The sequence below is a fragment of the Pseudomonas sp. GW823-FHT01D03 genome (assembly GCF_058798255.1).
The window spans coordinates 177,384-197,964 of sequence record NZ_JBXAKK010000001.1; the positions used below are offsets into that span (position 1 = coordinate 177,384).

Sequence of the window (20,581 nt, forward strand, 5' to 3'; positions counted from 1 at the left end):
GCTCCATCATGCCGTCATGCACCCACTGTTTAAGCCCAGGTAACGGCAATGAAGTGTGCGCCCTCTATATAGATGACTGCCTATTCGGCGCACAGTTCGCTGAACCACACTTCAGCGATCATCCTTGAGCTTGAGCAATGGCTCCTGAAACCGCAGCAGTCGCCCGGCATTGCCCAACACCAGCAACGTACTGAGGTTGTGCAGCAGCGCGGCGATCATTGCCCCGGCCGCGCCGAGCCAGCCGAATGCCGCAAACACCACGATCGCCAGGGTCCAGCCCAGACCGATGATCACGTTGACCTGCAAGGTTCTACGGCACTGGCGACTGAGTCGCACACAGGTGCCGAGGCGCCGCAAATCACTGCCGATCAGCACGATGTCCGCCGAGGCCAGCGCAATGTCGGCACCGCCGGCGCCCATCGCCACACCGACCACCCCGGCCTTGAGCGCCAGCGAATCATTGATGCCGTCGCCCACCACCATCGGCCGGAAGCCGTTGTCGATTTCCTTGAGCACGCGGTTGAGCTTGTCCTCAGGCAGCGCCTGCGCTTGCAGCTCTTGTAGGCCGACCTCACGGGCCAGGGTCTGCGCGACACTCTGGCGGTCGCCGGTCAGCAGCAATTGGCGACCCAGGCCGAGTTCGCGCAATTCAGCGAGGGCAAAGCGTGCTTCCGGTTTGACGCTATCGGCCAGCAGCAACCAGGCGACAAATTCGCCGTTTAGTGCCAATCCGGCAATCGGCCCGTCGTGCTCGGGAACGGTGGTGGTGACAATGCCCAGTTGCGCGAACAGTTCGGGACGGCCCAGTGCCGCCTCGCCCTGTCCGGTCATGGCGACCACCCCGAGCCCCTGACGCTCGTGGATATCAGTCAGCGGCAGGCTCTGCTCCTGATTGACCAACCCCGCCAACGCCCGGCTGACCGGGTGACTGCTGGCCGCACCGAGACTGGCCGCCAATGCCATCACCGAAGCCTGATCCAGACGCGGGCTGCTGATCGATTGCAAACGCAAGGTGCCGTAAGTCAGGGTGCCGGTCTTGTCGACCACCAGTGATGTGAGATCTGCCAGCTCCTCAAGAAACGCCGAGCTGCGAATCAGAATGCCGTGACGCGCCGCCACCGCCACTCCGGCAATCGCCGTGGCCGGTGCCGACAGCACCAAGGCGCAGGGACAGGCCGCAACCAGCACCGCGAGCATCGCTTGCGCGTCATTGGTGACAAACCACGTCACCGCCGCCAACAGCAACACCAGCACCATGTAGCCGCCGGCATAGCGTTCTAGCAGACGAGTGATCGGCGGTTTCGAGCGTTCGGCGTTTTGCATCAGCGCGATGACTTTGCCCAGCGTCGACTGATCGCCGGTGCGGGTCACCTCAACGCGCAGCAAGCCGTCGAGGTTGATCGCGCCACCGAACACCGTCATGCCCACCGCCGTTTCCACTGGCACCGACTCGCCGGTGATCGACGCGGTGTCGAGGCTGGCCTGACCGAACAACACCCGGCCATCTGCCGGCACCCGATCGCCCGCGCGTACCTCTACAGTGTCACCGGGTTTCAGCGTGCCGTTATCGATTTCGATGATCGAGCCGTCCGCCTGAATCTTGCGGGCGTGACTGCGAGTCAATTGGCCGAGAGCGTGAATCGCTTCCTGCGAGCCGATCACACTGCGCTCTTCCAGCACGTGGCCGAAGATCATGATGATCGGCAGCAACGCAGCCGTCAGCAGATCGCCGGTCGCCCATGCGCCGAGCATCGCCAGGGCAATCAGTTGATCAGTAATGCCGTGCAGACTCGGATAACGCAGGCTGTACCACGCCGAACGCATCACCGGCACCGCCACTAATAAGGAAGCGAAGCCCAACAGCAACTGACTGACCCCGGTTTGCTCCGGCACCAGCCAGCGCCAGATCAGACCGAGGCCGAGCAAGCCAAGGGCGAGCATCGCCAGGGTCAATTGCCGTGCGGCGCGGCGCTGTTCGGCCGAGGACAACAGGCTCGGTGCAGCAGTGGTCGCAGTCATTTACTGGCTCCCTGAATGATCAGGCGTGAATCGTCTTTCGGATCGACCGTGGTCACTGAACCAGCCTGACCAAGAATCTTAGGCATGCGTTCGCGGTACAGCCGCAGGAGCATCTGCGGATCGGTACCCTGTTGTTGCGCCTTGGCCAGGCTCATTACCGTGGCAGTGTCGGCAGAGGCTTTCGCCAACCGCTCACCGGCCTGGGCATGGGCCACTTGCAGGGAACGGTCGGCTTGCTCATTCGCGGTCTGGGTGAGTTTTTCCGCCTCGGTGCGTGCATTGGCGACGGCTTTGTCGGCCTGCTGACTGGCGGTCAATACCGCATTGAAAGCGCTGACCGCCGGATCCGGCAGACTCGACTGCACGTCGACCCGCGCCACTTCGATGCCGATGCCCTGCCCGCTCGTCTTCAATTCAGCCAAGCGCTTGTTGATGCCTTGCACCAGATCACCGCGCAGACGCTCGCGGCGCTCGGCGGCCTGATTATCCGCACCGATCAACTCCGGGCGGGCAACCAGAATCGTGTCCAGATCCCGGGCGGCGGTCAGGGCCACGGCGCTGCGGGTGACCAGCCGATCCAGTGCTGGCAGCACATGATCACCCTGCTGCACGAAGTCATAGGGATCGCTGACTTTGTAGAACACCCGCACATCCAGTTGCACCACGCCGGCGTCGCCGGTGAGCAAATAGCCGGAACCGGCCAGCGCATCACTCAGCGGTGTGGCGAAGGTCGCCACACGATCAGCCTTGATCGCCTCACTGCTGCGCAGCAGGTTTTCCACTCGGCGCTCGATGACACGATCCGCTGCCGGCAGCAAAACCACCTGCTCGAACGGCTGCGGCCAGGCCAGTAACAGCCCGGCATTCTGGATGCGCTGCGGTGCGCCAAAGTGCAGAACCACCGCGCGATTCTGCGGATCAATCTGCCGCACATTGGAGAACGCCCACGCCAACGCAGCCAAAACCGTCACTGCGTACAAGGCGAAAAAAGCCAAGCGTCCGGCCTGAATCCACGGACTGCTCAACGAATGTGTTCCACGTGGAACTTCATCACTCATGGCTGTGATCCGGGTTTATTTGCAACAGTCGGCGGGCCGTCCACCAGCACGCGGAATGGCGCGGCGTCGGTGCGCAGGATCAGCTTGGTGTCCGGCGTCACGATGGTGCCAAGGGTATCCAGTGAGCGCAGCAGATTGTACAGCTGCGGTGAGCCAGCGTACGCACGACCATAGATTTGCGCGGCTTCGACCCGCGACTGTGCTTCGATTTCTGCGGCCTTCACCGTGGCATCGGCCTGGACAATTCGTGCATCGCGCTCGGCGGCCGAGCGAATCTGCGCAGCCTCACGCTTGCCAATGGCGGTGCGTTCGGTGGCGATTGTTTCACGCTCGGCGCGCATCCGGTCGACCGTGGCAGTGAGCGTCACCGAAGGCAAGGTCAGCCGTTCGATCCCCACTTGCACCACGCGCACGCCGTAAGTGGCGAGCAGTTGCTGGTCGATCTGCTGACGCAGTTGCGCTTCGAAATCGGCGATACGCACTTTGCTGGCATCAGTATTCACCAGATCCGCCAGGTCGAAACTGCTGGCGGTGGTTTCCAGCGCCGAGCCGACAAAGGTGCGAATCTGTCGCGCCGCTTCGTCCGGCTGGTTCTGCACCGCGCGCATGAAACGCTGCACATTGTCCGGGTCACCCTGCACCTGCCACGCCACATAAGCCTGAACGATGATGCGCAAACCGTCGCGGGTGCCGACATCCTGCAATCCGCTGGAGGTGGTACGCAGGCGCAGATCCACCGGGATCGCCGCTTCGAACGGAGCCGGCCAGCGCCAGCTCAAACCCGGTTCAAGCAGTACCCGCGACGGATTGCCAAAACGGGTAATGACCGTGGCCTCGCCCGAGCGCACTTGCACTAGGCTCGCCGCCGCGATGGCGAACCCCACCAGCAATAACGCCCAACCCATGCGCCGCCACGGGAACGGCCCCGCCTGCTCCGGCGCACCGTGGTGGTGATGCCCATGATGATGGTGATGCCCGGCGTGGCCGTGATCGTGGCCGCTGTGGTCATGCGAATCGTGAGTGTGCGACTGGCTCAATGGGCAACTCCTGGTTGAGCGGTGGTGCGCGCAGGCGTCGGATCAGCCGGCAGTGTGAATGTACGCAAATCGATGGTCGGCGCATTGCTGCTGCCGCCTAGACGGTGGTCGAGTACCAACAGTTTGGCCTTGCTCAAGCCGAGGCTGAGCTGACTCAGATATTGCTCGAGCACGAATGCCTGGCCGGCGCTGGCATAGGCTTTCTGCTCAGCGCTGAACTTTAGATCTGCCGCCTGCGCCGTCGCATTGATTTCACGGGCGCTGGCACTGGCCTGATCGCGAGCGAGGCTGGCCTGCAATTGCGCCTGATTACTGGCTTCTGCCGCAGCGCCGCGCTCACGGGAGATCAACGCCTGCGCGCCGATCTGCGCCGCCTGTACGCCGTGATAAGCATTGGCTGCACCGGCGGGTGGATGAATCGCTTCGACCACGGTGGCGAGAATTTCCACGCCACTGTCGAGCTTCTGCAGATCGCCTTGCACCGCTCGACCGATTTCTTCGCCCAGCCCTACCCGATCGGCACCGAGCAAACCGTCGAGGGTGCGCGAGGCAAAATCGTGCACCAGAATCCGGCTCGCGGTACTGCGGATCAGCGTCGGCACATCGGCATTGTTGTAGGTCGCCGCCAAGGCGTCCTGATCCCGCAGGCCGATGCGATAGACGAAGCGCACGTCCATGTTGACGATCTGAAAGCTCTGCTGATCGCCACGGCTGCTGGCGATCACTTGGGATTTGTCGTTGACGTGGCTGGCATCCCACAAGCGGTTGGCGGTCATCGGTGCCGGGCCTTCGGCAGGCTCAGCCTGGGTTGGCGCCGGAGCATCGCCGACGCTGGTCGCCAATTCATGCACCACGCCATTCTCGACGCTCAACACACGGCCCAATGGCCACGGCAGACCGGCATGCAATCCGGGGCCGAACACTTGCACCGGTTTGCCGAAGCGCTCGTAGATACCGCGCCCCTGCAGCGGGATTTCGTGTACTCCGGTCAGCAGCCAACCGACCGCAGCAACCAGCGCCAAAACTGGCAGAAAGGCCCGGCGCATGTAGCTGAACGCCCAAATCTGGCGCAGATCGATGCCGAAACGGTTGTGCAATTCGTGCTGCAAGGCGAGCAACGGCTGCGGTGGCCAACGCAGCATATCGGCAACAAAACTGCGCGCCAGCAGGGTCGGTTCGAGCTGCTCGAGTCGAGGGCTGAACACCGACAGAAATCCGCGCAATAGCAACTCGATCGCGACCAATCCCGGCAATATCCCGATCAACACCGCAAGCCGTACTGGCCACACCGAAGCCTCGCTGGCGAACAGCAGGCACAACGCGCCCAGCACCAGACTGATGATCGCCACCCGCGCCAGTTGCGCGAGGGATCCGGCTTCCGGCCATTGCGCCGGATTTTCCTGCGCCAGTTGCCGCTCCAGCACCAGCAAGCCGAAACCCAGCAGCAACATCAGCGCCGCGCCCACCGTGGCCGACAACCCGACCGCAGCGGCCGGCAACGTCAGACTCCACACCTGCCCGATGGCGAGCACCACCAGCACTGACCAGCCGCCCAGCCACAACGTGGCCGCACCAATCTGACCGAGCAGGTGCAAACCGCGCTGACTCAAACGCTCCAGCAACCGTTCGTACCAGCCATCAGGTGCGGTTTGCTCGACCTCGTTCAGCGGTTCCTGCGCCATTGGGTACATGACCCGTGCGCGCCATTGCGTCACCCACCACGCCGACTGCAAACCGGCGACCAGCACCAGCAACGCCGCGCCCAGATTCACCAGCAATGCCGACCATATCGATTGCGCGGCAAACAGCTCGACAAACAACGCCAGCACCCACCCTGCCCCGGCCAATCCGCCGAGGCCGATGGCCAAACGACGCAAGCGCCGTCCCTGTGTGGCCGCTTGTTGAAAGCGCGGCAACCCGGTCACTTGCGTGCCATCGATATCCAGATCGACTTGCATATCACCTCAAAGCCATTGATTCAGCGGTCTTATCGTTACGATATAACGAAAAACGTGAAATATTTGTACACAAATACGCTTATCTAAAGATGTGCGACCTGTCGCTTGCCTGAAGCCTTGACCGAAATGTCTGGAAGCGCACATATTACGCTCGTAATTTTATCGACCGACTACTTTTAGCGATCCGCATCCCCAACGAGGAGCAACAGCATGAGCAACTACGACGTGGTCATTCTGGGCGGCGGCCCCGGCGGTTATAACGCGGCGATTCGCGCCGGCCAGTTGGGCCTGAAGGCAGCCTGCGTGGAAGGCCGCGCCACCCTCGGCGGCACCTGCCTGAACGTCGGTTGCATGCCGTCCAAGGCCTTGTTGCACGCCTCGGAGCTGTACGAGGCGGCCATGGGTGCGGAATTCGCCAACCTCGGCATCGAGGTCAAACCCACGCTCAACCTCGCGCAAATGATGAAACAGAAAGACGAAAGCGTGAGCGGCCTGACCAAAGGCATCGAGTTTCTGTTTCGCAAGAACAAGGTCGACTGGATCAAGGGCTGGGGCCACATCGATGGCCCGGGCAAAGTCAGCGTGACCGACGAGCAGGGCAACAAGACCGAACTGAGCGCCAAGGACATCATCATCGCCACCGGCTCCGAACCCGCGCCCCTGCCCGGCGTCGAGATCGACAATCAACGCATCCTCGACTCCACCGGCGCGCTGTCGCTGAGTGAAGTGCCCAAGCATCTGGTGGTGATCGGCGCCGGGGTGATCGGCCTGGAGCTGGGTTCGGTCTGGCGCCGCCTCGGCGCCCAGGTGACGGTGGTCGAATACCTCGACCGCATCTGCCCGGGTGTTGATGGCGAGGCCGGCAAAACCTTGCAGCGTTCGCTGAGCAAACAAGGCATCAGCTTCAAATTGAGCTCGAAGGTCACCAGCGCCACCACCTCGGTCAACGGTGTGCAACTGAGCGTTGAACCCGCCGCCGGTGGCACCGCTGAATTGCTCGAAGCCGACTACGTGCTGGTCGCGATCGGCCGGCGCCCGTACACCAAAGGCCTGGGCCTGGAGAACGTCGGCCTGACCACCGACAAGCGCGGCATGCTCGCCAACCGCCAGCACCGCACCGAGGCCCCCGGCGTTTGGGTAATCGGTGACGTAACGTCCGGGCCGATGCTCGCTCACAAGGCGGAAGACGAAGCGATGGCCTGCGTGGAACAGATCGTCGGCAAGGCCGGCGAGGTCAACTACGACTTGATTCCCAACGTCATCTACACCCGGCCGGAGCTGGCCAGCGTCGGCAAGACCGAGGAGCAACTGAAGGCCGAAGGTCGCACCTACAAGGTCGGCAAGTTTCCGTTCACCGCCAACAGCCGGGCGAAGATCAACCATGAGACCGAAGGCTTCGCCAAGGTTCTCGCCGACGAACGCACGGACGAGATCCTCGGCGTGCACCTGGTCGGCCCGAGCGTCAGTGAAATGATCGGTGAATACTGCGTGGCCATGGAGTTCAGCGCCTCGGCCGAAGACATCGCGCTGACCTGCCATCCGCACCCGACCCGCTCCGAGGCGCTGCGTCAGGCGGCGATGAATGTCGAGGGGATGGCGACGCAGATGTAGTCAGCAAAGGTTTGGGTGACCGGACGACCGCTATCGCGAGCAGGCTCACTCCTACAGGGGGGATGCGCCCAAATGTAGGAGTGAGCCTGCTCGCGATCAAGACGACTCGATCTACAGCGGCAGATGCCCCAACGGCAACGCCCCCGGGGTCTTCACCGTGTGAATTGCAAAGTTGCTGCGAATGTCGCTCACCCCCGGCAGCTTCAGCAGGCAGCCGCTGAGAAAACGGTCATATGCGCGCAGGTCCGGCACCACCACCTGCAACAGAAAGTCCGACTCCCCCGACACCAGAAACGCCGAGATCACTTCCGGCAGCGCCGTGACCGCCGCGTAAAAGGCTTGGGCCTGCTCATCGTTGTGGCGCTCGACCTTGACTCCGACAAACACCGTCAGCCCCAGCCCCACTTCATCGCGATCAAGGTTGGCCTGATAGCCACGAATCACCCCGGCTTCCTCCAGCATCCGCACCCGGCGCAGGCAAGGAGACGCCGACAGGCCGATCTCGTCTGCCAGCTCGACATTGCTCAGCCGGCCGTTGCGCTGCAGCGCGGCGAGAATCTTGCGATCGAAAGCGTCGAGTTTCATGTTTGGCAGATCCCGATGGTGAAGGCGCAAAAAGAAAGCAGGTTATGCCAATACCGAAGCTTTTTGAAGCTGACTTCGCACGCACCTGCCTCGCCCTTCGGCCATAGACTTTGCTCACCGAATCGACAACGAAAGGGCTGCGACATGGCGAGTATCTGGATGTTTTTTCTGGCATTGGCGGTGGTCTTCCTGCTGCCCGGCCCGGACATGATCCTGCTCCTGCAAACCGGCGCCCGCCAAGGTCGTGGCGCGGCACTGGCGACCGCCGTTGGCCTGGCGATCGCCCGAGGCTGTCACGTGGCATTGGCGGCATTGGGTCTGGCGGCGCTGTTCAAGGCAGCACCGTGGACGTTTGATCTGGTGCGCCTGGCCGGTGCGGCGTACCTGCTGTGGATTGGCATTCAATGCCTGCGCAGCAGCTTGCTGCCGAACCTGGATACGGCTGCCGTGACTGACACCCAAGGACAATGGCGCGAAGCGATTCGCCGTGGCCTGCTGACCAATCTGCTCAACCCCAAGGCCTTGCTGTTCTGCTCGGTGCTGTTGCCGCAATTCATCGTCAATGACGGCGCAGCGGTACTGACCCAATTTGCCACCCTCGGCGTGTTGCTGGTAGCAGTCGGGCTGCTGTTCGACAGCGCCTACGCCCTGACCGGCGCGGCGCTGGGCCGTTGGCTGCAACACAGTCCAACCGCCCAACGCGTTCAGCAATGGCTGTTCGGCAGCCTGCTGATCGGCTTCGCCGTACGCCTGACGTTTATCCAGCAGGCCTAGGGTTTGCGGGACTTGCGTTGGCGCCGGCTGATCAGCGCCAATGCAACGCCGACCCCCAGCACGATCGCGCCGATCTGTACCGGCCATTTGTAAGGCCGCAGGGCCGTGCGCGCGGCATCGGTCACCTGGGTGACGTAACGCTTGTCGGCGTTTTCGAAATCCGGGTACGGGCACTGATTGCCAAAGTCCACCGCCCAAGGCACGTACGGCCCTTCGTTGACGTAACGCCGATAGAGCGCGCTCTGCTCTTCGAGGCTGCTGTTGAAACCGGCGGCATTGCACAACACCGCAGCAAACGCCTGACTGGTGTGCGGCAAATTATCGGCGGCCCGGCTGGCCAGCGCGGTGGCGACAAAACGGTAGTGATAACGCTCGTCCGGCTGGGCCTGGCTGGCCTTCTGACGCTGTACTTCAGCCTCGGCCACCAGCGGCCCGACTTTCAGCTCAGTGTTTTCCAGACTGTAGTTGCCGCCAAACGTGGCGTAGTCCGGCGCCATCTCATAGCCGAGAATGTCCATGCCCCATTCGCGCGCGGTCCACGCCGCGTTGTACAAGGCGCTGGCGCGTTTGCTCGGCCACCACGCAGCGTCGGCCTTCATCCGTTGCTCGCCGTACAGACGGGCCTTGTGCTGCAGATCGGGATTGTCGAAATAGCCGACCGCTTCCTCGTAATGCCCTTCACGCAGCAAGCGCCGCCCCAGCAGATTGCGCAGGCTGGCGGCGACCGGCAGCGGCACGTAGTTGTCGCGCTGCTGCTGGGTCAGCGCCGGCGGCGCCGGCACGTTGTCATCGACATAGCGCTTGAGCTCATCGACCGTCAGCACGCGCTCGGCCACCGTCGCCGCATCGAACCAGTAGATGCTGTTGCTGCGATACAACTGCACGAACGCTTGCAGGTACTCGCCGCGCTGCAGCGCGAGAATCGCGCTTTCGCCCTCGACCCGACATTTCGGCTGGACGGTTTCGAAGTCCCAGTCCGGAGTACGCCGGTAGCCCCAATCCTCGCTCTGCGGGAAAGCCTGCGCGGCTTTGGCATAGGCGGCAGCCGCGGCATTTTTATCGCCGTCACGCACTGCCAGCTTGGCCCGCAGCCACCACGCCAGTCCGCCGTCATCGGCGTTTTCAAGGAAGGCCTTGGCGCTGGCGTAATCACCCTGTTGGTAATTCATCGCCGCCAGTCGATCAGCGTTTTCCAGGCTGCCACGGGTGCTGTTCTGCAGCAGCTTGATGAGTTTCTTCTCGTTCGGCGGTTGCTCGTCGAATGACCAACCCATGCGGCTGATCAACGAAGCGGTAACCAGTTGCTGCACGGCTTTGCGCTCCAGCAGCTTGGCCAGTTGCGGTTCGGGTAGTTCGACCAGCTCATTCATCAGTTGTTTCAGCGAGGTGTAACCCACGGCCGAGCCGTGCAGGTTCTGCGCTTCGTACAGTTCGATGGCGCCGTTCCAGTCACCAGCGTTGCGCAGTACCCGCGCCTCTTCACCGAGGCTGGCCACCCCTAGCTCCAGCGGGTCGCTGAAGCCATCGATGCTCAGTTGTCGAGCCTGACGGAAGGCCGCGCGCGCATCCTCCAGCACTTCAATGACATCGCCCGCCTCGGCACTCGTGGCAAACCAGGCACGGCCCAGGGAATACGCCGCCCAAGTGCTGCGCAGCGGGCGCTGATCGGCCGGCAGCGCCAGCACTTTGTTGAAATATTCGATCGCCAGCGGATGATCGCCAGTGGCAAACGCCACCGCACCGGCCACGTACAAACGGATTTCCGCCGGCAGACTGGCGCCCTGCGCCTCGACCTGACGCGCATCGCTCAGGCCACGCAGTTGCTTGACCAGCGCCTGTTGCTCGGCGCTCAGACCGACCTGCTCGGCTTTTTCACGAAGCGCAGCAGGCTCGCTTGCGTCGCCGTAGATATCGTCGGGATTGTGCATCGCCGCTGTGACATTCTTCAGCCCGGCAATGGTCTTGCCGAGGCGGCTGATCTCGAAGTTGAAGTTGCCCTCCGGCAATTCGGCCAGGCTTTGCCCGCGATTGTCGAGCAGGCGCATCGGGAAGTCCGGGCCGCAGGCCAACGCCGAACCCAGCGGCAGGCTGAGGCTCAGGCAGAGCAGATGGCGGGGCCAGTTACGGGTCAACATGCGAACCTCCTTGATCAATAAATGCACAGCGCGCCCAACCGATGGCGCGTTGTCCGCCCGCCGGCAGACGACCGTCGCGCAGGCGGGTGAAGGTAAGCAGATCGGCGCTCTGTTGCAACGAGTAACCGGCGAGTGCATCGGCGCCTTCGCAAGCGCTGGCCTTGACGGTGATACGCGTGGGCCAGGCACTGTCGAGGTTACCGGCATTGCGCAGGGTGATGTCCTGCAGGCCATCGTGGTCGTTGAACGTCAGGCCGAGTTGGCTGCTCAAGGCATCGCCGCGGGCCACGGCGCGCAACGTGGTCAGGCTCCAGGCCCGACGATCATTGGCCAGCGGCAGGCGAAACCAGATCAGCCCGGCCAGGTGCGCTGGCGGGTCTTCGCGCAGGTCTTTAGCCAGTCCGCTCAGTTGCTGCGGATCGGCGAGCAGTTCACGGCGTTGCCCGTCGCGCTCGAGTGGCACTTCACTTTCCACCACCGGGGCGCCATCGGCATCCGGCAGCAGCGCCACGCCATAGGCCGGCAGCGCCAGATAAAACGGTTTGTCGGTCAACCGGCCCCAGGCCTTGGCCCAGCGTCGTGCCTTCTCGGGGTCGAACAGACCACGACGCGGATCGCTGACCGCATGCACCTGCAGCACACTGCTGTCGACGCTGGCCAGCAGCGCCGGCAGTTGCGGACTGTCGAGCCAGGCCGGCAACGCAGTGATGCTCAGCGGCAGGTTGGCCGGCAATGCGCCACGCAGATTCACAAGGAAATCGGTATAGGCCGGCAGACGCGCATTACCGGCGTCATGATCGATCTCGACCCCGCTCACCATCAGCCCCTGCGCTTGCCAGTCAGCCAGCATCTGAAGGATCTGTGCGCTCACCTGCTGCTGATCGAGCGCCTTGAGCTGACCGTCGAGGCGAATCACCGCGATCAGAGGCCGGCCATCGTGCTGGAGCAACGCCGCGTCGATACGCGCCCGATGCCAGCCGTCATTGGGGAATGCCTGCAAGGCCAGCACACGCAGTGTCGAGAAGCTCTCGCGGCTATCGCGCAGGGCAGCATCATGGGCCGGGGTCCATTGGCGTTGCCAGATATACAGTTGTTGATCGAGGGCGGGGGCGTCATGCCGCTCACAAGCAGCGAGCAGCATTGCCGCGATCAAAATCGAAAAGCTGAACCGCATGAAATGCCTATTCCCTGCCGATGCAAAAATGCAGGGTACACAAATCCCTGTAGGAGTGAGCCTGCTCGCGATGACGGAGTAGCAGGCAACATCGATATCGACTGTTAGTGCGCCATCGCGAGCAGGCTCACTCCTACAGGGAGAGCGACTCAAGGCTTGCGGGCAATGATCACCTGACTCTTCGCCACCACCGCATCCAGCGCCTGCTTGATCTGCGCACCACGCGGCGAATCGAGCACCGCTTGCCAGGTGTTGGCCCAATGCTCGAGCAACGGGTGATCCGGGTTGCTGAAATCGACCTTGGCTTCCCAGAACAGCAGCATCCACATCGACCAGTAAAAACCGTACTGGCTGTGGCTGATAATCTCCAGCCCGGCGTCGCTGACCATGGTCTTGAACTGCTCTTCGCTGATGATGCGAATGTGGTTGGGCTTCTGGAAATACTCCGGCGCCGCAATGTCCTTCTGCAAATCTTCTGAGCTTGGGTGCGGCACGCTCAGCAGGTACAGCGCACCGGACTGGCCGACCCGCACCAGCTCGGCAAGAAACTGCGCCGGGTCGTCGACGTGCTCGACGACTTCGGTGGACACCACGCGGGTGGCGGTGCCGTCGGCAATCGGCAACGGATTGCAGTCGGTGACGTAGCACTCGACGCTGCGCGCCGGGGTATCGCTCAGGCGCTGGCGAGTAGCTTCGACCTTGGCCCCGTCGATGTCGGCAATGATGATCTTCGCCCCGCGCATGCCGCAGAAATGCACGTTGCCGCCGTCACCACAGCCGACATCGAGCAAGGTGTCATCGGCGGTCACCGCAAAGCCCTTGAACAGCTCGCCGGTCTCCTGGTTGAACCAGCCGCTGAGCTTGGCATCGTAGAGGCCGAGCATGTACGGATCGACCTTGTCCGCCACCGGGGCGACGGGCTGCGCGGGGGCCGGTGCAGGCGTCGCCGCCGTGAGTTTTTTCAAGAGGCTCAGCATGAGGTGGCTCCGGGGGTTGAAACGGCGGTTCGGGATGTATCGAGGCGCCGCACCAGGGCAGCGCCGCGATTGCGCATCGGCATTTCGATAAAGCGGTAGTTCAGCTCGCTGAGCAGCACGATCAGGCCGCAGGCGATCAGCACGGTGAGAATCGGGTGCCCGGCCGGACTCGGCAAACCGGCAGCCTGCAAACGGAAGATCAGCTCACGCACCAGCAGATAGGCCGGGATGTGAATCAGGTAAATGCCGTAGGAACGACTGCCGATCCACGCCATCAACCGTTGCAGGTGGCCTGCCGGCAGCAGGTAATCGCGGTTGTACGAGGCGATCCACACCAGCAGCGCGCCGAGCACGGCAATCGAGCCGATGCGGTAAGGCGCGAAGGTAAAACGGTCGGTGGCGATAAAACTCATCAGCAGCGCCACGCCGATCAGCACTGATATCCCGGCCCACGGGCGCCGCAGAAACGTCGGCTGCCAGCGCTGCCAAGACGGTTGCGCACTCCACAGCGCCAGCAGCACGCCGAGCGCCAGCGCATCGGTGCGCACCACCATCAGCAACGGCGTGCGCAGGGTGAACAGTTGCACCGCGACCAGCGCCAGCAAGGCCCAGACCAGATGCTTGCGGCACAGCACAATCAGCAGCGGAAACAGCAGGTAAAACTGCTCCTCCAGCGCCAGGCTCCAGTAGACGAAACTGCTGCCGTATTCGTAATGAAAGAAGCTGTCGGCAAAACGGAAATTGGCGTACTGCAACAGCCCCGCCAGCGTCGCCTGCAGGTTGGCGTGCAAGCTGCCAAAGGCACCGGAGCGGTTAAGAAACACGCACGCGAGGAGGATCAGCGCCAGCCACAGCCAGGCCGACGGCAACAGGCGAAACACCCGCCGCAGCCAGAAATTGCGCGTCTGCTGCCAATACTCTTGACGCGTCGTGCAGCCTTGCAGCGCGGGGATCAGGCTGCGCGCGATGACGAAGCCGGAGATCGCGAAAAACAGATCGACGCCCCACCACGGTTGCGCCCAGGCGTGGATTTTTTCCAGCAGCGGCACCGTATCGGTGAACAGGCTGCCCTGGAGGTGATGGAACAGTACGCCGAGGACGGCGATGGCGCGCAGCACCTCGATGTCCATGATCCGCCTGGCGCTCATGGCTGACTCCGGGATTCGCCAGCCAGCGGTTTGCGGGCGATGATCACCTGGCTCTTGGGCATGAAGCGGTCGAGCATCTGCTTGATCGCCAAACCGTCGGGCTGCGCCAGCAGGTCTTGCCAGGTGCGCGCCCAGCTCTCCATCAGCGGCGGATACGGCGCCTGAATCCGGTCGCGCACCGCGCCACCGAGGTCACGGCCCGCAGCGCGTTCGCTGGCCCAGAAGAAAATCATGCCCATCACCCAGAAGAACCCGCTGGCCTGTCGATGCTCGATCACCAGCCCGGCGTTCTCCACCAGTTCGGCAAAGCGCTGCTCGGTGAAAATCTGCACATGATTGGGCGTCTGGTAATAACTGGCCGGGGCGATGCCCTGTTGCAGGTGCTCGCCTACCGGTGCCGGAACACTCAGCAGGTACTGTGCGCCCGGGCGGCCCATGCGCACCAGTTCAGCCATGAACGGTTCGGGCTGGTCGATGTGCTCCAGCACTTCCATGCACACCACTTTGCTCGCGCAACCAGCGGCCAGCGGCAATGGCAGGCTGTTGCTGACCAGTCCCAGATTCAGCTTGTTACTCTGCGCCTCAACCTGCCGGGCCAGATCGCGAACCTTGTCATGTTCGCTGTCGGTGAAAATTACCGAGGCGCCCTGCCGCACCGCGAACAGCGTCGCCACGCCTTCGCCGCAACCGACGTCGAGCAAGGTGTCGTCAGCCGTGATCGCGAAGCCCTTGAGCAACTCGCCGCTGCCCTGCAAAAACCAGCCGTCGAGAATCGCATCATGCAAACCCACGTCCCGTGGCGAAACCTGGCCGGGCGGCTCAGGTGCAACAGGCAAGGGTGCCGGGCGCAAGCGTGCTAGCAGGCGCCGGATCATGCGCTCGCGGCTTCCACGGACGATGCTTTGATGGCTTGCGCACGCTGGTCAAAAAATGTCCGCAGACGCTCTTCGGCACTGGCCTGACTGCAGAATTTCTGCAGGTTGTGCACGGCATGCCCGGACATCCGCGCATAGCGTTCGACATCGTTTTTCGCCACCGCGTAACTGTCGCGATACGCCGCGCACAGCGAGTCCCAATCGGTCATATAGCGCAGGGTGCGGTAGGCCGCCCGTGGGTCGTGGGGCCAGGCCGTGAGTTCATCGGTGGAGTCGACGATGAACGCGTTGTCGCTGTCGACATAGTCAGCCATCGCCGTGTTCAGCGGCGCAATCGCCGGTTTGCCGCAGGACATGAACTCCATCAGCGGCAGGCACTGCCCTTCGCCATAGGAACTGTTGACCACGTAGCTGGTGGCCTGCACCAGCGCTTCATAATCGGCGTCCGCCAGATACCCGTGAATGAGCACGATCCGGCACTGGTAGGACTGGTTCTTGTACAGGTGATGCAGCATGTCATTCAGGGCATTGGCGATGTCATGGTGCGTGAGCTTCAGCACCAGGGTCGCATCGGCGACATCACGAAACGTGGTGCAGAAGGCACTGATCATGTCCTGCCAATTCTTGCGCCCGTCGTACGGGTTGAATACCGAGGTGTAGACCACGCCGTCCAGTTGCAACTGGCAGTCCTGCGGCGGCCCGGCAAACGACAGCGGCGTGCCTTCGCACAACCCCGGCGGACCGTACGCGCGCAGATCCACCGTGCGACTGTCGAGCAACAGGCCGCGCAACGTCAACTGCACCGCTTCGACCACTGGCTGCTTGCGCAACTGCGCACCGCGTGCGGCGAAGCGATCCCACACTGGCGCAGGAATCGCGCAGATCGGGTAGTCCGCGCCCATCACGTCGCAGACCGCGTTCACCGTGAAACTCGAATGGGTAATCGCCATCCCGCAGGCGTTCAACACCACGCGCCAGTCGTGACGCGGCTCGCCGTGCCAGCTCTCGGTGGGGATGGTGCTGAACTCCCAGGCAAATACCGGGATGGTCGGGCAGGCGTAATGAATCGGCGTGCGATGCGGCGGCGAGAACGACAGAAACACGCACGCCTCGCCGCGACTCAGGCAATCGAAGTACAGGCGATCGACCAACTCGTCCGGGTTGCTCACTTCAATCACTTGCCCGATGCGCTCCAGCACCGGGCGGAATTCCTTGAGGACAAAGTAGTAGCTGTATTCAGGCCGGCCGAGGTTCTGCTGGATATTGCTCTTGTTGGTTTCGGAATGAATGATGATCAGCATGATGCAGTCCCCGCCTCGGCGATCAGCTGCGGCGTTGCACTCGGCGTCAATTGAAGAAACTGCGCCAGACGCTGCTGCACTGGAGCAAAACTGCAGTACTCGCGCATGCGCTCATTGGCAGCATGAGCCATGGCCTGATAGGCCTTTGGATCGTTCCTGGCCATGGCGTAGCTGTCCTCGTAGGCCTTTTTCAACGAGCCCCAGTCCGGACGATGACGCAGGGTGCGGTAGAGGATCCGCACATCATCCGGCCAGATGGTCGGCTCACGGCTGGACTTGACGATGAAACCGACGCGCTCGTCGATGTAGTCCTGCATCGCCGTATGGTCCGGCGCAATCACCGGACGCGCGCAGGACATGAACTCCATCAGCGGCAGGCACAGACCTTCGCAGCGCGACGCATTGACGTAGAAACTGGCCGCACCATAAAGCCTGGCGAACTCTTCGTCCTCCAGATAGCCGTGCATGACCACCACCCGGCAGGCGAACGGTGACAGCTGCGACAACAAGGTGATCAGGTGCACGTAGTAGGTCGCCAGATCGTTCTGCGTCATCTTCAGCACCAGCGTGGCATCTTCGACGTCGCGCATGGCCCAGCAGAAGGCCGTGATCAGGTGATGCCAGTTCTTGCGCCCGTCTTCGGGGTTGAACACGCTCACATACACCACGCCGCTGACCTCGGTCTGCAGCGTGGCGCTGGTGTCCGGCAGGCAGGCCTGTGGATGCTCGGCCACCGTCGGTGCTTCGACACTGACCGTTGGCGGCAATGGTTCGGGGGCTGGCGTACGCAACCGGAAGAGCTGGCGGCGCAGAGCGACCGGCAGCAAATCGCGCACAGCTTCGCGGTACCACAGCAGCAAGTTGTGCTTGAGCAGAAACAGCCGTGGGTGTTCGTTGGAGGCCGCTGTCGCTCGCCAGCCTTCGCGCAGGTAATGCTTGGTGATGAACGCGCGCCGGCGCAGGGTCAGTTCCGGTGGTGGTGGGACAGGTTCGGACGGCGCAGCGATGTCGACCGGCTCGCAGGCCTCCACTGCCTGCTCGTTGGGCGTAGGTGCAATCAATCCGTCGGCGGACAAGCCGAGGGCTCGGCTGTCGATGATGCAGCCCTTGATCTGCAACACCGCACCCGGGTTCACCGGCGCAGCAGGGTATTGCTGGCGCACTGCGGCGAAGCCTTCCCACAACGGGGTCGGCAATACCAGCACAGGGAAGTCTTCACCCATGGTCCGGCGAATGGCTTGCGCCGTGTGACTGGACAAGGTGATCGCCCGACTGTGGCGCGCGAGAATCCGGCTCCAGTCATGGTGAGCGTCTTCTTCGCGAGGGGCGACCGGGATCGAGTCGTACTCCCACGCGATCACGCAGACCACGGGGCATTGCAGGTCGGTCGGGGTTTTATGCGGCGGAGCGAACGAAAGGAAGAGACAATCCTGACCGGCCAGTTGCAACTGGCGGTACAACGGGTCGACTTCGGCCGCCGACGCCACCACGTGCACTTGCCCAAGGCTTTCCAGCACAGGACGGTAGGCCTTGAGCACGAAGTAATAGCTGTATTCCGGACGTCCCAGACTCTGGCTGATGGAGCGATCGTTGACGTCCGAGTAAAGAATGAAATTCATGGCATCCCACGGTGAAACCACCATCCCGGAAGTTTCACGCTATGACGGCCAAGCGCCGGATCGAGTCGGGATCACCGCTGCTCGTCCTTCGTCCTGGAACTCGTCTTCGTTCTTGTTTTAGTGGCTGTTTTCACCCTGTTGCGCAACAACCCCGGCGAACCTGGGGAGATGGCGACGAGGGCCATTCTAAACACATCCGTCGCGAGTCCGGGAACCGCCCGACGAGAATAAATCGGGCTACGCTGATGAGAACTGACCGGTCACGGTTTGCGCTGTTGAAATTGCCGAGCAATTGGCACAGATTGGTAACAAACAACTACAACAACGACTTCGCCCGCTGTCATGTCGGTCTTTTTCATCCGGCCTGACAGACTTCTCCTCAAAGCCTGTGGGAAAGTGGCGAAAGTTAAAGACCAAGGGGTCGCTGTTTGAAAAAGCGTCTGTTCATCACGGGCCTCAGTGGATTCGTGGGACAACATCTCCAGTCGCGTCTGGCTCAGCCTGACTCGACATGGGAACTGCTGCCTGCCGCTGCACCTTACGATCTCACGGCACCTGCCAGCCTCGTCGACCTGTGGCCACAATTGCCCGACGCGGTGATTCATCTGGCCGGCCAGACCTTCGTTCCCGAAGCCTTCCGCGATCCGGCCCGCACGCTCGAAATCAATCTGCTCGGTACCCTCAATCTGTTGCAGGCGCTCAAGGCCCGCGGATTTCAGGGGACCTTCCTGTATGTCAGTTCCGGCGACGTCTATGGTCAGGTTGCCGAAAGCGCCCTGCCCATCACCGAACTGCAACCGCCCTGCCCGCGCAATCCGTACGCGGTGAGCAAACTGTCGGCGGAGTTTCTCAGCCTGCAATGGGGCCTGAGCGAAGGCTGGCCGGTGCTTGTAGCGCGGCCGTTCAACCATATCGGCAGCGGGCAGAAAGACAACTTTGTCATTGCCAGTGCTGCACGCCAGATCAATCGCATCAAACAGGGCCTGCAAGCCGCGCAACTGGAAGTTGGCGACATCGACGTCACGCGCGATTTCCTCGATGTCGGCGATGTGATCTCGGCGTATTTCGCTCTGCTGGAAAAAGGCACGCCGGGGCAGGTGTACAACATTTGCTCGGGCCGCGAGCAAAGCATCCGCAGCCTGATCGAACAGCTGGGCGACCTGGCCGAGGTCGACCTGCAACTGGTGCAGGATTCGGCGCGTATGCGCCGTGCGGATCAGCGTCGCGTTTGCGGCAGTCACGCAAGGCTGGCCCAGACCACGGGTTGGACGCCGGAAATTACAACACAACAATCCCTGCGGGCGATCCTGTCCGACTGGGAGCAGCGAGTACGACAAGAATGAAAAGTGCACTGATCACAGGGATCACCGGCCAGGACGGCGCTTATCTGGCCAGACTGCTGCTCGACAAGGGCTACAAGGTTCACGGTCTGGTCGCACGGCGCAGCAGCGATTCACGCTGGCGCCTGCGCGAGATGGGCGTCGAAGGTGACATTGTCTACCTGGACGGTGACATGGCCGATGCCTGTTCGGTGCAGCGTGCGGTGATCAAGTCGGCGCCGGACGAAGTCTACAACCTGGCTGCGCAAAGCTTTGTCGCCGCTTCCTGGAATCAGCCGGTGACCACCGGTATCGTCGATGGCCTGGGCGTGACCCACCTGCTCGAAGCGATCCGCCAGTTCAGCCCGCACACGCGTTTCTATCAGGCCTCGACCAGCGAAATGTTCGGCCTGATCCAGGCTGAGCAGCAAGATGAGAACACCCCGTTCTACCCGCGCAGCCCCTACGGCGTGGCCAAACTCTACGGCCACTGGATCACCGTCAACTACCGCGAAAGTTTCGACCTGCACGCCAGCAGCGGCATTCTGTTCAACCATGAATCGCCGCTGCGTGGCATCGAATTCGTCACCCGCAAGGTCACCGACGCCGCCGCCCGCATCAAACAGGGCAAGCAGCAGGAACTGGCCCTGGGCAACATCGACGCCAAACGCGACTGGGGCTTTGCCGGTGACTACGTGGAAGCCATGTGGCTGATGCTGCAGCAGGACAAGCCTGACGATTTCGTGGTCGCCACCGGTGTCACCACCACCGTGCGCGAAATGTGCCGCATCGCCTTCGATCACGTCGGTTTGAACTACCGCGATTACGTAAAGATCGACCCGGCGTTCTTCCGCCCGGCCGAAGTCGAAGTGCTGCTCGGCAACCCGGCCAAGGCGCAGCGTGTACTGGGCTGGAAGCCGAAAACCGACCTCGACACCCTGATCCGCATGATGATGGATGCGGACATGAAACGCGTCGCCAAGGAGTAGGT

At 62.5% G+C, this 20,581-nt stretch carries 16 protein-coding genes; 4 read left to right on the forward strand and 12 right to left on the reverse strand.

Annotated features, from left to right (window positions below; translation table 11 throughout):
• Positions 1-111: 111 nt before the first annotated feature.
• The 4 genes from AC1RBR_RS00775 to hflK (AC1RBR_RS00790) are packed head-to-tail and all read right to left on the reverse strand — an operon-like array spanning position 112 to position 6,072.
• On the reverse strand, positions 112-2,019 hold the full coding sequence (locus tag AC1RBR_RS00775; protein ID WP_492562522.1) for a heavy metal translocating P-type ATPase: 1,908 nt from the start codon (positions 2,017-2,019) through the stop codon (positions 112-114).
• Positions 2,016-3,077, reverse strand: a complete 1,062-nt coding sequence (gene hflK, locus AC1RBR_RS00780; RefSeq protein WP_492562523.1) for a protease modulator HflK — start codon at positions 3,075-3,077, stop codon at positions 2,016-2,018. The genes AC1RBR_RS00775 and hflK (AC1RBR_RS00780) overlap by 4 nt, the downstream gene beginning before the upstream one ends.
• Positions 3,074-4,114, reverse strand: a complete 1,041-nt coding sequence (gene hflC / locus AC1RBR_RS00785) for a protease modulator HflC (RefSeq protein WP_492562525.1) — start codon at positions 4,112-4,114, stop codon at positions 3,074-3,076. The genes hflK (AC1RBR_RS00780) and hflC overlap by 4 nt, the downstream gene beginning before the upstream one ends.
• Entirely contained in the window at positions 4,111-6,072 is a 1,962-nt protein-coding gene (gene hflK / locus AC1RBR_RS00790) for a protease modulator HflK (protein ID WP_492562527.1), read from the reverse strand. Before hflK (AC1RBR_RS00790) ends, hflC begins: the two co-directional genes overlap by 4 nt.
• Positions 6,073-6,282: 210 nt before the next feature.
• Here hflK (AC1RBR_RS00790) and lpdA point away from each other — a divergent pair, with 210 nt between their 5' ends.
• Positions 6,283-7,683 (forward strand): dihydrolipoyl dehydrogenase, encoded by a 1,401-nt coding sequence (lpdA, locus tag AC1RBR_RS00795; RefSeq protein ID WP_492562529.1) that lies wholly within the window; start codon positions 6,283-6,285, stop codon positions 7,681-7,683.
• Positions 7,684-7,794: 111 nt separating this feature from the next.
• Here lpdA and AC1RBR_RS00800 read toward each other — a convergent pair whose 3' ends face one another.
• On the reverse strand, positions 7,795-8,268 hold the full coding sequence (locus tag AC1RBR_RS00800; RefSeq protein WP_492562530.1) for an Lrp/AsnC family transcriptional regulator: 474 nt from the start codon (positions 8,266-8,268) through the stop codon (positions 7,795-7,797).
• Between the two features lie 144 nt (positions 8,269-8,412).
• On the opposite strand from AC1RBR_RS00800, the gene AC1RBR_RS00805 reads away from it, so the two are divergent.
• Positions 8,413-9,042, forward strand: coding sequence for a LysE family translocator (locus AC1RBR_RS00805; protein ID WP_115986418.1), 630 nt, complete (start codon positions 8,413-8,415; stop codon positions 9,040-9,042).
• Here AC1RBR_RS00805 and AC1RBR_RS00810 read toward each other — a convergent pair.
• The 7 genes from AC1RBR_RS00810 to AC1RBR_RS00840 form a co-directional block, all read right to left on the reverse strand.
• Positions 9,039-11,177, reverse strand: a complete 2,139-nt coding sequence (locus AC1RBR_RS00810) for a hypothetical protein (RefSeq protein WP_492562532.1) — start codon at positions 11,175-11,177, stop codon at positions 9,039-9,041. The genes AC1RBR_RS00805 and AC1RBR_RS00810 overlap by 4 nt on opposite strands.
• The gene (locus AC1RBR_RS00815) at positions 11,164-12,351 is read right to left on the reverse strand and encodes a DUF3142 domain-containing protein (RefSeq protein ID WP_492562533.1); all 1,188 of its coding nucleotides are present in this window, start codon (positions 12,349-12,351) and stop codon (positions 11,164-11,166) included. The genes AC1RBR_RS00810 and AC1RBR_RS00815 overlap by 14 nt, the downstream gene beginning before the upstream one ends.
• Positions 12,352-12,500: 149 nt before the next feature.
• Positions 12,501-13,328, reverse strand: a complete 828-nt coding sequence (locus AC1RBR_RS00820; RefSeq protein WP_492562534.1) for a class I SAM-dependent methyltransferase — start codon at positions 13,326-13,328, stop codon at positions 12,501-12,503.
• Entirely contained in the window at positions 13,322-14,476 is a 1,155-nt protein-coding gene (locus AC1RBR_RS00825; protein WP_492562536.1) for an acyltransferase family protein, read from the reverse strand. Before AC1RBR_RS00825 ends, AC1RBR_RS00820 begins: the two co-directional genes overlap by 7 nt.
• On the reverse strand, positions 14,473-15,351 hold the full coding sequence (locus AC1RBR_RS00830) for a class I SAM-dependent methyltransferase (protein WP_492562537.1): 879 nt from the start codon (positions 15,349-15,351) through the stop codon (positions 14,473-14,475). The genes AC1RBR_RS00825 and AC1RBR_RS00830 overlap by 4 nt, the downstream gene beginning before the upstream one ends.
• Positions 15,348-16,652, reverse strand: a complete 1,305-nt coding sequence (locus AC1RBR_RS00835) for a glycosyltransferase (protein ID WP_492562539.1) — start codon at positions 16,650-16,652, stop codon at positions 15,348-15,350. Before AC1RBR_RS00835 ends, AC1RBR_RS00830 begins: the two co-directional genes overlap by 4 nt.
• Positions 16,646-18,271 carry a glycosyltransferase gene (locus AC1RBR_RS00840; RefSeq protein ID WP_492562540.1) on the reverse strand — a complete coding sequence of 542 codons (1,626 nt, stop codon included), beginning with the start codon at positions 18,269-18,271 and terminating at the stop codon, positions 16,646-16,648. The genes AC1RBR_RS00835 and AC1RBR_RS00840 overlap by 7 nt, the downstream gene beginning before the upstream one ends.
• Before the next feature lie 428 nt (positions 18,272-18,699).
• Between AC1RBR_RS00840 and AC1RBR_RS00845 the strand changes: the two genes are divergently transcribed.
• Together AC1RBR_RS00845 and gmd are read left to right on the forward strand one after the other, a co-directional pair.
• Positions 18,700-19,614: a GDP-mannose 4,6-dehydratase gene (locus AC1RBR_RS00845; RefSeq protein ID WP_492562541.1), complete on the forward strand. Its 915-nt coding sequence runs from the start codon at positions 18,700-18,702 to the stop codon at positions 19,612-19,614.
• Positions 19,611-20,579, forward strand: coding sequence for a GDP-mannose 4,6-dehydratase (gene gmd, locus AC1RBR_RS00850; RefSeq protein ID WP_007960806.1), 969 nt, complete (start codon positions 19,611-19,613; stop codon positions 20,577-20,579). Before AC1RBR_RS00845 ends, gmd begins: the two co-directional genes overlap by 4 nt.
• Positions 20,580-20,581 lie beyond the last annotated feature (2 nt).